The 13,067-nt window shown below is 66.8% G+C and carries 9 protein-coding genes; 1 reads left to right on the top strand and 8 read right to left on the bottom strand.

Annotated features, from left to right (window positions below; genetic code table 11):
* Positions 1–94 precede the first annotated feature (94 nt).
* The 7 genes from VVD47_RS08880 to VVD47_RS08850 form a co-directional block, all read right to left on the bottom strand.
* Positions 95–487 (bottom strand): acyl-CoA thioesterase, encoded by a 393-nt coding sequence (locus VVD47_RS08880; RefSeq protein ID WP_327603046.1) that lies wholly within the window; start codon positions 485–487, stop codon positions 95–97.
* A 2-nt stretch (positions 488–489) separates the two neighbouring features.
* Entirely contained in the window at positions 490–2,436 is a 1,947-nt protein-coding gene (locus VVD47_RS08875) for a 3-hydroxyacyl-CoA dehydrogenase NAD-binding domain-containing protein (protein ID WP_327603045.1), read from the bottom strand.
* Positions 2,437–2,471: 35 nt separating this feature from the next.
* Entirely contained in the window at positions 2,472–3,773 is a 1,302-nt protein-coding gene (locus VVD47_RS08870) for an acetyl-CoA C-acetyltransferase (RefSeq protein ID WP_327603044.1), read from the bottom strand.
* 2 nt (positions 3,774–3,775) lie between these two features.
* On the bottom strand, positions 3,776–6,277 hold the full coding sequence (locus VVD47_RS08865) for an acyl-CoA dehydrogenase (RefSeq protein ID WP_327603043.1): 2,502 nt from the start codon (positions 6,275–6,277) through the stop codon (positions 3,776–3,778).
* Between the two features lie 44 nt (positions 6,278–6,321).
* Entirely contained in the window at positions 6,322–7,008 is a 687-nt protein-coding gene (locus VVD47_RS08860) for a TetR/AcrR family transcriptional regulator (RefSeq protein ID WP_327603042.1), read from the bottom strand.
* A gap of 203 nt (positions 7,009–7,211) precedes the next feature.
* Positions 7,212–7,700, bottom strand: coding sequence for a hypothetical protein (locus tag VVD47_RS08855; RefSeq protein WP_327603041.1), 489 nt, complete (start codon positions 7,698–7,700; stop codon positions 7,212–7,214).
* Positions 7,701–7,797: 97 nt separating this feature from the next.
* Entirely contained in the window at positions 7,798–8,502 is a 705-nt protein-coding gene (locus tag VVD47_RS08850; RefSeq protein ID WP_327603040.1) for a PEPxxWA-CTERM sorting domain-containing protein, read from the bottom strand.
* A 490-nt stretch (positions 8,503–8,992) separates the two neighbouring features.
* Here VVD47_RS08850 and VVD47_RS08845 point away from each other — a divergent pair, with 490 nt between their 5' ends.
* Positions 8,993–10,435: a pectate lyase family protein gene (locus VVD47_RS08845; RefSeq protein WP_327603039.1), complete on the top strand. Its 1,443-nt coding sequence runs from the start codon at positions 8,993–8,995 to the stop codon at positions 10,433–10,435.
* 133 nt (positions 10,436–10,568) lie between these two features.
* Here the strand turns inward: VVD47_RS08845 and VVD47_RS08840 are convergent, their stop codons facing one another.
* Positions 10,569–12,995 carry a heavy metal translocating P-type ATPase gene (locus VVD47_RS08840; protein ID WP_327603038.1) on the bottom strand — a complete coding sequence of 809 codons (2,427 nt, stop codon included), beginning with the start codon at positions 12,993–12,995 and terminating at the stop codon, positions 10,569–10,571.
* Positions 12,996–13,067 lie beyond the last annotated feature (72 nt).

The raw sequence follows: 13,067 nt of genomic DNA, 5'->3' as shown, positions 1-13,067 counted from the left end.
TTTCTCCTCTAGCTGGATTCCGGTTGTGGGTTTTATCTGCTGCGCCGGTGGCCGGAACGCCGACATGCAACATGCTGACAGGGCGAACAGGTTTCTATGTGGGGGGCAATGGGCGCTTCTGTCCCTTGGCATCGATGCAGACATAGGTCAGCTGTGCCTCGGTGACCCGGTAGACCTTCGGGTCCGCCGGATTGCGCTCGGAGTAGACCTCTACCTCCACGGTGATGGAAGTAGTGCCTTCACGTATCACCTCGGCATAAAAGCTGACGAGGTCACTGGTGAAGACGGGTTCGTGAAAAACGAAGGAATTGACAGCAACGGTGACGACGCGTCCCTTGGCGCGCCGCAGTGCGGGAATGGAGCCGGCGATGTCCACGTGCGCCATGATCCAGCCGCCGAATACGTCACCGGCCGCGTTGAGGTCCTTCGGCATCGGGATGACCCGCAATGCCGGTTGCTTGTCCGGCAGGGTGGTGGTGTTGCCCATCGTTACTTCCTTGCTGCGAGATAGTTCATCGGGCCGCCGGTGAAAGGCGCGAAGCCCGTTCCGAAGATCACGCCGGCGTCGGCGAGTTCCGCGTCCGCCACCACGCCCTCGGCGACCAGTCGCTGGGTCGCTTCCAGCAGCGGGCGGATCATGCGGTCGGCGAGGCCCGCCGGCACCTGCGCGGCGGCCTGTGTTACTGCCTTTTTCTGTGGCTTGCCGTCCAGCCATGTGTAGAAGCCTTCGCCGGTCTTCTTGCCCAGCTTGCCGGCGTCGAACAGGGCCTGCAGGCGTCGCGGCGGCGCGGCCGCGTCGGTGAGTCCCTTGCCGGCCGCCATGGCGACATCCAGGCCCACGGTGTCGGCCAGTTCGATCGGCCCCATCGGCATGCCGAAGGCCAGCGCGGCTTCGTCGACCACTTCGGGCGCGATGCCTTCATCCACGCAGCGCATGGCTTCCAGCAGGTAGGGGCCGAGCACGGCATTGACGAGGAAGCCGGGCGCGCTCTTCACGGGCAGCGGCAGCTTGTCCAGCTTGTGCACGAAGCTGGTGGCACGCGCCACCTGGCCGTCGTCGCTGTCGGCACCCCGCACCACCTCGACCAGCGGCATCTTCGCCACCGGGTTGAAGAAGTGGATGCCCACCAGGCGTTGCGGTTGTGCCATGGCCTGCGCGATGTCTTCCAGCTTCAGGCTGGAGGTGTTGCTGGCCAGCACGGCGTCCGGCTTCGCGCGCTGTTCGAGATCGCGGAACAGCGCCTGCTTGGCCTCGAGGTTCTCGTAGATGGCCTCGATGATGACGTCGGCCTGCGCCACGCCGCCGCCACTCGGGTCGGCGATCAGGCGATCCAGCGCGAAGCGCACTTCGCGCCGGTCGTTGCGCCACTTCTTGCCGAAGCCTTCCGCCGCGCGTGCGATGGCCGGTGCGATGCGCTCCACCGTCTGGTCCTGCAGCGTCACGGTCATGCCGCGCTGCACGCACCAGGCGGCGATGTCGCCGCCCATCACGCCGGCGCCGATCACATGCACATGGCGTGGCTTGAAGTCGGCGATATCCTGCTTGCCCAGGCCCTTCAGGCGCTGCTGCAGGAAGAACACGCGCACGAGGTTGCGTGCGGTGCCCTGCGCGAAGATGGAGGACAGCGAGCTCGGATCGCTGGCTGGCATCTGCAGCCAGTCGCCGTCGTAACGCTGCCAGGTGTCGATGATCGCGTAAGGCGCCGGGTAGTGTTCGCGGCGCGCGCGTTTCGCCACCTGCTTGCGGGCACCGCTGGCTACCACGAACTTCAGCGGGCCGTTGAGCAGACGTTGCAGGAAAGGCGGGCGATGCGCCGGCGCGCCGGACAGCACCACGTTGCGCGCGGCGGCTTCCATCACGCGTGGCGGCACGGCGTCGTCCACCAGGCCCATCTTCTTCGCGCGGCGGGCGTCGATGCCCTTGCCGGTCAGCATCATGTCCATCGCCGCCGCCGGGCCGATCAGGCGTGGCAGGCGCTTCATGCCACCCCAGCCGGGCACGATGCCGAGCATCACTTCCGGCAGCGACAGGCGGGTGCCCGGCTCGTCCACCGCGATGCGGTAGCGGCAGGCCAGCGACAGCTCCAGGCCACCGCCCATGCAGTGGCCGCGGATCAGCGCCAGCGTGGGGAAGGGCAGGGCTTCCAGGCGGTCGAAGAGCGCGGTGTTGCGGCGGATGATCTCCGCGATGCCCTCGGTCGTCTCGATGCGGGTGTATTCCTCCAGGTCGGCGCCGGCGATGTAGCCCGCGCTCTTGCCGGAAAGGATGACGAGGCCCCTGGGCGGCTGCGCGGAAAGTTGATCGAGCAGCAGGCCGAACTCGCGCAGCACGTCGCTGCCCAGCGTGTTGGCGCCGCTGTCGGCGACGTCGATGGCGGCCCAGGCGATGCCGGCGGCGTCGCGGTCCAGGTGCCAGTGGCGGAGTGCGGTGCTCATGGCATTCGTGGCGTTTGTGGCGTTCGACGTGTTCATCACAGGGCCTCCACCAGCATGGCGCCACCCTGGCCGCCGCCGATGCAGATGCTGGCGATGCCACGGCGTCCGGCCGGATCGCCTTCGCCGCGCCGCAGGATGTGCAACAGGTGCAGCACGATGCGCGCGCCGCTGGCGCCCACCGGGTGACCCATGGCGATGGCACCGCCATCAATGTTCAGTTTCTTCATGTCCAGCGTGCCGAGCGCGCCGTCGAGCCCGAGGTGTTCGCGGCAGTAGTCGGCGTCCTCCCAGGCGCGCAGGCAACCGAGTACCTGCGCGGCGAAGGCCTCGTTGATCTCCCAGGCATCCAGGTCGTTGAGGCTCAGGCCATGTCGTTCGAGGATGGGCGTAGCGGCATGCACCGGACCCAGGCCCATCTGCTCCGGCGCGAGGCCGGCCCACTGCGCGTCGCGGATGACCCCGAGCGGACGCACGCCGAGCGCTTCCACCGCCTCTTCAGAGGCGAGGATGGTCCATGCTGCACCGTCCGTGATCTGCGAGCTGTTGCCGGCCGTGACCTTGCCGTGGCGCTTGTCGAAGACGGGACGTGGCTTGGCGAGATTGGGCATGGAGGCGTCGCGGCGCAGGCCGTCGTCCTCCGCGTACACCTTGCCCTTGGCGTCGATCAACGGCACCAGCTCGGCCTTGAAATCGCCGGAGTCGTGCGCGGCGGCCACGCGCTGGTGGCTGCGTACGGCGAACTCGTCCATCTGCTCGCGCGTGATGCCGAAGCGCCAGGCGAGGTTTTCGGCAGTCTGGCCCATCATCAGGCCGACCACCGGATCGGTCAGGCCCTTGACGATGCCGATCACCGGCGAGAAGAGAAAGCCGGGTCGGATCTGGCTGAGCGCTGCGATGCGTTGCCCAAGGGTCTTGGCGGTGCTCATGCGGGACAGCCAGCGCACGGCCGCGTCATTGAACAACAGCGGCGCGCGGGACAGCGCATCGACGCCACCGGCCATCACAAGGTGCGCGCGGCCGGCCTGGATATTGGTCAGCGCGGAGTCGATGGCCTGCATGCCGGAGGCGCAGTTGCGCATCACCGTCCAGCCCGGCACCTTGAGGCCGCAGCCCATGCGCAGCGCCACCACGCGGCCGATGTTCACTTCGTCCGGCGAGGGCGAGGCACAGCCGAGGATGACCTCGTCCAGTTGCTCGGGCGTGAACTTCTGGCGCGACAGCAGCGCGCGGCCGGTGATGGCAGCGATGTCCGAGGCCGCGAACGGCCCCGGCGCATTCTTCGCCTTCAGGAAAGGCGAGCGCGCACCGTCGATGATGTAGACCGGTTTGAACGCCATGCTCAGGCCACCGCCTTGCTGTTGCCGCGTACGTGCAGCACGTCGCCGATGTCCTCGCCGCGCACATGGGCGTTGGCGTCGCCGATGCCGAAGTCCTGCGGGAAGTCGTCGACGCGGATGACCTTCTGGCGCAGCACCTCGCGGCGCTCCAGCACGGCCTTGTCCTGCGCGTTGATGATGCCCTTGGCGAGTGCTTCGTCCAGCGCGGCGTCGCCTCGCGAGGTGAGTTGCTTCGCCTTCTGCGCGGCGCGCACCTTCGCGTCGACGCTTTCGGCAGCCACGGCGGCGAGCAGGGCGGCTTCCAGCACGCCGACCGCGTCGTCCTCGTCAGCCGGTGCGTAGCTGTTGGCCACCAGTCGGTCGCGTGCGGGGCCCGGCTCGATCAGCACCCGCGCCACTTCATGGCCGAGGCGGTCGGACGGCACCACGTAGGGACGGCCGAACGGGAAGATCATCAGGTGCAGCAGCGTGGAGATGAACTTGTTCGGGAAGTTGGAGATGACGCCCTCGAAGGCGTTCTGCGCCTTGAACATCGCATCCCAGATGGACCAGTGCAGCAGCGGCGCGTCGGCCTGCTGGCGGCCTTCCGACTCGTAGCGCTTCAGCGCGGCCGAGCACAGGTAGAGCATCGACAGGATGTCGCCCAGGCGGGCCGACAGCTTCTCGCGGCGCTTCAGGTCGCCGCCCATCACCAGCATCGACACATCGGCCACGAAGGCCAGCGCGGCGGAGAAGCGGGTGAGCTGCTGGTAGTAGCGGCGGGTTTCCGGCGCCACCTTGGGCGTGCCGACGAAGTGCGAGCCGGTCAGGCCCATCCACAGGCTGCGTGCCGCGTTGCTGACGGTGAAGCCGACATGGGCGAACAAGGCCTCGTCGAAGTTGCGCAGGCCACGCTGGCTGTCGGCCTCCTGCGTCGCCATCATTTCCTTCAGCACGTACGGATGGCAGCGGATCGCGCCCTGGCCGAAGATGATCAGGCTGCGCGTCAGGATGTTGGCGCCTTCCACGGTGATGCCGATGGGGATCTGCTGGTAGGCGCGGCCGAGGAAGTTGCTCGGGCCCATGCAGATGCCCTTGCCGCCCAGGATGTCCATGCCGTCATTCACCGCCTGACGGGCGCGCTCGGTGATGTGGTACTTCACTATGGCGGAGACGACCGAGGGCTTCTCGCCGAGGTCGATGGCGCCGGCGGTCATCACGCGTGCCGCGTCGCTCATGTACAGGTTGCCGCCGATGCGCGCCAGCGGCTCCTCCACGCCTTCGAAGCGGCCGATGGCCGTCTTGAACTGGCTGCGCACGCGGGAGTAGGCACCGACGGCGCGGGCGGTCAGTTTCATCATGCCGGTGTTGGAGCCGGGCAGCGAGATGGAACGGCCGGCGGCCAGGCATTCCATCAGCATGCGCCAGCCCTGGCCGGCCATCTTCGGCCCGCCGATGATGAAGTCCAGCGGCATGAACACGTCCGTGCCCCAGTTCGGTCCGTTCTGGAAGACGGCGTTGAGCGGGAAGTGACGGCGGCCGATGTTCACGCCCGGGTGGTTACGCGGCACCAGGGCGCAGGTGATGCCGAGGTCCTCCGTGTCGCCGAGCATGCCGTCCGGGTCGTACAGGCGGAAGGCGAGGCCGAGGATGGTGCAGATGGGGCCCAGCGTGATGTAGCGCTTGTCCCATGTGACGCGCATGCCGATGACTTCCTGGCCCTGCCAGGTGCCCTTGCAGATGACGCCGGAATCCGGGATGGAGGCGGCGTCGGAGCCGGCCTGCGGACTGGTCAGCGCGAAGGCGGGAATCTCCTCGCCGCGGGCGAGGCGCGGCAGGTAGTGGGCCTTCTGCTCGTCGGTGCCGTAGTGCAGCAGCAGCTCGGCCGGGCCTAGCGAGTTGGGCACCATCACGCTCACCGCAGACGCCGAACTGCGCGTCGCCAGCTTGGTGACGACCTGCGAGTGGGCATAGGCGGAGAAGCCTTTGCCGCCGAAGGCCTTCGGAATGATCATGCCGAGGAAGCCCTTGTCCTTGATGTACTGCCAGGCTTCCGGCGACAGGTCGTTATGGACGTGGGTGGTCTGCCAGTCATCGGTGAGGCGGCAGAGCTCTTCCGTCTCGTTGTCGACGAAGGATTGTTCCTCCGGCGTCAGCACGGGCTGCGGATATTTCAGCAGCACGTTCCAGTCCGGCTTGCCGGAGAAGAGCTGGCCTTCCCACCACACCGTGCCGGCCTCGATGGCGGTGCGCTCGGTCTCGGACATCGGCGGCAGGATCTTCTGGAAGGCGCGGAAGACCGGCTTCGTCACCAGCGCGCGACGCAGCGGCTTGAGGCCGAAGAGGATGCCGCCGGCGACCACCAGCAGCACCAGCGCCATGCTCACCGCATCCGGCCAGCCCGCCACCGCGCACAGCGCCATGACCCACAGGGCCTTGGCCGCCACCCAGAACACCCAGGGTGCGCGCCATACGGCCAGCACCATGAGTACGACGGGCAGGGCAAGAATCGTCAGCCAGATCATGAAAGGTTCTCCAGGGAAATATCGGGGGTGTTCTTGGGCGGCCCTCAGCGGGCCGGCTTGGTGTCCTGCATGACCTGCTCGGGCAGCGGTGCGCGCAGGCCGCCGAGCAGGAAGGAGGTGAGACGGGGTTTGAGCAATGCGGGGTCGTCGTCGAAGCGACCGGTCACCAGGGCCAGTGCGTCGATGCCGGAGATGGCGTAGGACACCGCGCCCATCATGAAGTGCAGGCGCCAGACGATCTCGGCGCGCGGCACGTCAGGCAGGGAGCGGTACAGCGCCACGGTGTAGCGCTCCATCACCTCGGCGTACTCCTCGGCCATGAACTTGCGGACGAACTCCGCCGGCTCGGTGTAGGTGCGGCCCAGCAGGCGCATGAAGGTGTGGCCGCCGTGGGTGGTGTCGGCAGCCATCTCCAGCGCCGGGCCGAAGAAGCCTTCCAGCACCTGGCTGGGCTTCAGCGGCGCGTCGCCGACCTCCTGTTCCAGCTTGTCGAGTTCCTGCAGGCGCAGCAGGTTCAGCTGGTTGAGGCGGCGGTGGAAGACTTCATGGAAGAGCGCTTCCTTGCTGCCGAAGTGGTAATTCACGGCGGCGAGGTTCACCGAGGCCTGGCTGGTGATCTGGCGCATCGAGGTGCCGTCGAAACCATGCTCCGCGAAAAGCCATTCCGCCGCGTCGAGGATGCGCTCGCGGGTGTCGGGGCTGTTGCGGTTGTCGGCGACGGGCTGGGGCATGCGGGTGTCCGGCGAAGGTTCTGATTGCCACATTGCAATCAAACGTTCGTTTGAATGCTAAGCCAGAATGCCTGAAAGTCAAGGCTGGGGTTTTCCTGTAAGCCGCGTGGCGAGCGCCGACGCGGTGTTGCTTCGGGTTGCACCGGGGGGGGGTACTGTCGGCCGGCCTCGGGGGTGAGGCCCTGATGCGTGAGCCGGCCGGCTCAGGCCTGCGGGAGAAGGAGGCAGGCCAGCGTTCCGGCAAGGCCGACCAGGCCCATGAGGCCGAACACCCAGTTGAACACGCGTGAATAGTTGAAGTGGCCGGACAGGAGCGGGTACTTCGATTGCCGGGATGTGTTCGAGTCGTCCATCGCGAACAGCCCGAGCACCTGTGCCTCCGGCGGGGCGTCGGCGAGCGCGAGTCGGTCCAGGTACCTGAGCGCATCTGACGATACGGCGATCAGCATCTTCGTTCTCTCATCCAGCTTCCAGAACACGAAAGAGAGGACGCTCAGCAGCAGCGGCAGGAGTACGAAGTTTGCCGAGATGCCGTCCTTGGACGCGAGGGTCGAGAAGGCACCGATGAGGACGGTGCAGAAGACGACGTAGAAGTTGAAGGTCTTCAGACGCTGCTCGGCATGCTGGACGAAATGCCCCCACGCGTAGCTGCGCAAGGTCTTCTGCTGGTCTTCATTGAGGGGAGTGGTCATCGTGCCAGCAGGGGCGGCCGCGCAGGCGGCCTGCACCGCGTTGCCGGACGGATACCGGGAGCGCGGACTCCCGGCATCCGTGCGTCGAGCAAGCTGCTCAGGCGGATTTGCGTCGCCTTGCCGCAGCGCCGATCAGGCCCAGGCCTGCGAGCATCAGCGCGTACGACTCGGGCTCCGGCACGGCGGCGGCCACCGCCGTGTATTGCAGGCTCAGGAAGCCGTTGCCGTTGAACGGGAGCTGCCAGCCGCTGCCGGGAACGTTGCTGAGGTAGGCGTGGCCGATCCCGAAGCCGGAGGTGTCCGCCGCCGTCTGCGTGCGCGACAGCTGGATGCCGGTCACCGTCGGGTCGTTGCTGCTCAGGTAGGCGATGTACTTGGTGCCGGCGTCCAGGTTCAGCCCCAGGTTGGCGAACTCGATGGTGGTGAATCCGCCCGCCGCGTTGAAGGTCTCGATGGCTGCGGCGGTCGTCGTCAGCAGCGCCGGACCGACCACGTTGCTTGCCTGGTTCTTGGCGTTCGTATCGGGGTTCCACTGCGCCACGGTCAGTTGCAGCGGGAGCGCCGTGTAGTTGCCGATGGCATGGAAGCTGAACGAAGACAGCAGGGAGTCCGAGGTCAGCGCAAAGACTTCGCCGACTTTCGGCGAATCACCGGCCGGGTTGGCCGCGTTGCCGAAGTAGGCAAACGGCAAGCCGTTGCTCGCCCCGCCGGGCACGTTGGTGTAGGTGACGGCGGAAGCACTGCCGGCGAAGGCCAGCATAAGGCTGGCGAGAACTTTCAACTTGATTGCAGATAGGGACATGACTCGACTCCTGGACATCGACGATTCAGAGGAATTCGTTCGACGGCCATGCGCAATGAGGCGGACATGGCCATCGACATCGACGACGTTTCCGGCTGCAGAAACCCGCGAAAACCGGCAACGCGTCGATGCGCCAGACCTTACGCGGCGGCGGTTACCGGGGTACGAGGCGAGGCGCCCGGCGAATGGTCCGAAAGTACTGCTGGGCATGACCATGCGCGGACAGCGGAAACCCGGTTTCGAATAGGTTCAGAAGGCGTCCGAACAAATCGATATTGCGGCGCAGCGTGGCGAGTCGCGGTTTCCCGACAGCGCTGCGAGCGTTGCGGTGTCTGGAAAACGCCAGGCGCTGTCGGCGCCGGCCGACGCAAGTCCCTGTTATTTCATGCTGCTTTGCGCCTTGCGGGGGCTAACCCTGTCATCCATATTCCTACCGCGGCCCGGGCAGACCTGTCCTGCACGCACACAAAAACATACGAGGAGACACACAATGAAGTTCCGCTACCTGGCTGTTGCTGCAGCCATGTCTTCGCTTGCGTTCAGCGCGCAAGCTCTTGATTACCCCTCCGGCTTCACGAAGTGTGCGCAGAACAAGGGCGCCCAGTGCGCGTTCTCCGGCACGCGCTCCGTGGCCTTCGGCAAGTCGGACAGCTTCGTCTACGCCACCTACACCAACGGCGTGGTCTGCCAGGCCAGCAACTTCCCGTCCAGCCCGTACGCTGGCAGCACCTCGACCTGGTGTTCCTACGGCCCGCTGCAGAGCAGCTCGTCGTCCAGCTCCAGCTCGTCTTCGTCCTCTTCTTCCTCGTCGAGCTCTTCCAGCAGCTCGTCGAGCAGCTCCTCCTCGTCCAGCTCGTCGTCGAGCAGCTCGAGCAGCAGCTCCAGCTCGTCGTCCTCTTCGTCGTCGTCCTCCAGCTCGTCTTCGTCGGGCAACGGTTCGTCGTCGGGCGCATGGCTGGGTGCAGGCCCGGTGGGCTACGCCACGCAGAACGGTGGCACCACGGGCGGTCTGGGTGGCGCGACGGTCACCGTCAGCACCGGTGCGCAACTCAACTCGGCGCTCTGCAACCGCGCCAGCACCAGCACCCCGATCATCATCCGCGTGAACGGCACCATCACTCATGGCAACACCGTGAAGGCCAGCGGTAGCTGCAGCACCGCCGCCGACGTGATCGACCTGAAGGGCGTGAGCAACATCTCGATCATCGGTGTCGGCGCCAGCGCCGTGTTCGACCAGATCGGCATCCACATCCGCGACGCACGCAACATCATCATCCAGAACGTGCACGTGCGTAACGTGAAGAAGTCGGGCTCCCCGACCTCCAACGGCGGCGACGCGATCGGCATGGAGACCAACGTGTCGAACGTGTGGGTCGACCACGTCACGCTGGAAGCTTCCGGTGGCGAAGCGCAGGGCTACGACGGTCTCTTCGACATGAAGAGCAACGTCAAGTACGTGACCCTGTCGTGGGCGCACCTGAAGAACTCGGAGCGCGGTGGCCTGGTCGGTTCGGGTGACAGCGATAGCGCCAACAACTTCATCACCTACCACCACAACCACTACCAGAACCTGAACTCGCGCGTGCCCCTGCTGCGCTTCGCGACGGCTCACGCCTACAACAACTACTACAACGGTATTGTTGAATCGGGCATGAACCCGCGCGTCGGCGGCAAGATCAAGGCGGAGAACAACTACTTCGTGAATGCCCGTAACCCGCTCGGCACCTTCTACACCAACGACATGGGTTACTGGGACGTGAGCGGCAACATCTTCGGCACGGGCGTCACCTGGGTGTCGAGCGCCGATGAGCATCCGGCTGGCCCGAACGTGAGCTCCACCACCTCGATCAGCATTCCCTACTCGTACGGCCTTGACAGCGCAGCCAACGTCCCGACCATCGTGACGGGCGGTGCAGGTGTCGGCAAGCTGTAACAGCCAGCAAGGCAGTAAAGGAAAGGGCCGGAGTTTCTCCGGCCCTTTTTGTTTGCGGCTGCATTTGCATCCTCACTTCTTCGCTTCCCCTTCGCCTTCACCCCTTCACCGTTTTCGCACTGCGCGTGGCCGCTCAGTCCTTCGGGCTGCGTAGCAGGCGCAGGCCATTGGCCACCACCAGCAGGCTGGCGCCCACGTCGGCGAACACCGCCATCCACATCGTGCCGATGCCGGCCAGGGTGATGGCGAAGAACACGGCCTTGATGCCCAGCGCGAACACGATGTTCTGCAGCAGCACCGCATGCGTGCGGCGCGACAGCCGGACGAAGCGCGGCAGCTTGCGCAGGTCGTCGTCCATCAGCGCCACGTCGGCGGTTTCGATGGCGGTGCCCGTGCCGGCTGCGCCCATTGCGAAGCCGATGTCGGCGCGGGCCAGTGCCGGCGCGTCGTTGATGCCATCGCCCACCATGCCGACGGCAAGTCCCTCCGCGAGCCGGCTCTCGATGAACCCGAGCTTGTCTTCCGGCAGCAGCTCACCCTGCGCTTCGTCGATGCCTGCCTGGGTGGCAATCGCGCGCGCGGTGGCGCTGTTGTCACCGGTGAGCATCACTGTCCTGACGCCGAGCGCGTGCAGTTCGGCGACGGCCGCGCGGCTGCTGTCCTTCAGCGTGTCCGCCACGGCGAACAGCCCGAGCACGCGTGCCTCGTCGGCGATCAGGATGACCGTCTTGCCCTGCGTTTCGAGTGCCGCCAGGCGGGACTCCAGCGCATCGGAGCACAGCCCCAGTTCGTGGACGAGGCGGTGGTTGCCCAGACGATAGCGGGCGCCATGGATGAGGCCCTGGGTGCCGCGACCGGGCAGGGCCTCGAAGCCGTCCACGTCCTGCGCCGGGATGTCATCGCGTTGCGCAGCCTGCGCCACGGCGCGCGACACCGGGTGATCGGAGCGCGCGGCGAGGCTGGCGGCGAGGCTGCGTACCTCGTGCTCCGGCACGTCCGCCAGCGCGGCGAAATCCGTCTGCGCCGGCTTGCCGTGCGTGAGCGTGCCGGTCTTGTCGAGCGCGATCCAGTCCAGCCTGCGGCCTTCCTCCAGATGGACGCCGCCCTTGATCAGGATGCCCTGGCGCGCCGCCGCGGCCAGCCCGCTGACGATGGTGACCGGCGTGGAGATGACCAGGGCGCAGGGGCAGGCGATCACCAGCAGCACCAGCGCCTTGTAGATCCATTCGAACCACGCGCCGCCGAACAGCAGCGGTGGCAGCACGGCGACGCCCAGCGCGAAGAGGAACACGATGGGCGTATAGACGCGTGCAAAGCGGTCGACGAAGCGCTGCGTCGGCGCACGCGCACCCTGCGCGGCCTCGATGGCGTGGATGATGCGGGCCAGCGTGCTGTCGGTGGCGCCGGCCTTCACGCAGTACTCGAAGGAGCCGGCTTCGTTGATCGTGCCGGCAAACACGACGTCGCCCGTTGCCTTGTCCACCGGCAGGCTTTCGCCGGTGATCGGTGCCTGGTTTACCGTGGAGCTGCCGCTGACCACGGTGCCGTCCAGCGCGATGCGTTCGCCGGGCCGTACGCGGACATGCGCGCCCGGCGCCACGTCCTTCGCCGGCCGCTCCTGCCAGCTGCCGTCCGGCTGCTGTACGGTGGCTTTTTCCGGCGCCAGATCCATCAGGCCGCGGATGGCATTGCGCGCGCGATCCAGCGATTTCGCTTCGATCATCTCGGCGATGGTGAACAGCACCATCACCATCGCGGCCTCGGGCCATTGCCCGATGAGCAGGGCGCCGGTGACGGCGATGCTCATCAGTGCGTTGATGTTCAGGTTGCCGTTGCGGACCGCGATCCAGCCCTTCCGGTACGTCGTGATGCCGCAGGCCAGCACGGCCAGGATGGCGAGTGCCGCCGACAGCCACTCCGGCGCCGACAGCCAGTGCGCGACTTCGGAACCCACCGCCGCAGCGCCGGCGAGCGCCAGCGGCCACCAGGGCTTCGCGGGCTCGGCCACCGGGGCCTGCGGGGTTGCATCGCCATCCGCGACTTCGGGCGTGAAGCCGAGCGAGCGCACGGCGTCCAGTACCGCCGGCAGGGCGGCCGGCGCGTGGGTCACGGTCAGCACGCGCTGCATGAGGTTGAAGTCCAGCTGCGTCACCTGCGGCATGCCGCCCAGCTTCTTGCGCAGCAGGCCTTCCTCGGTCGGGCAGTCCATCTGCATGATGCGGATGGGCGTGCGGATGCCACCGGCCACCGGTGCGGCGGGCGCGAGCTTGGCGGGCGCAGCTGCCACGGCGCCATCGTGGTCGCCACAGCAGTCCGTCGCGCAGGCTGCGCCGCTGTCCGGTTCGGCGATGCCATACAGCGTGACGGCAGGCGGGTCGTCGCAGCAGCCGCTTGCGCAGCCGGCGTCCGTGGAGGAGGGCTCGCTCAGCGACAGCAATGTGCCCTGCGGGGAGGCCTTCGCGGCGGGTGTGCAGCAGCCGGCGCCGGCATGCGACGGGTCGTGTGAATGGCCGTGGGGGTCGTCGTGCAGGTGATCGTGGTGCTTGTCGGAAGCGGACATGGTGTTGATTCCGGAAGGCCTTGCGGAACGTTTCCGGCATCTGACACCCTGAAGCTACTATAGGGTCAACAC

The organism is Uliginosibacterium sp. H1 (assembly GCF_036017065.1).
Taxonomy (GTDB): Bacteria; Pseudomonadota; Gammaproteobacteria; order Burkholderiales; family Rhodocyclaceae; genus Uliginosibacterium.
This window is presented reverse-complemented; position numbering and strand designations above follow the sequence as displayed.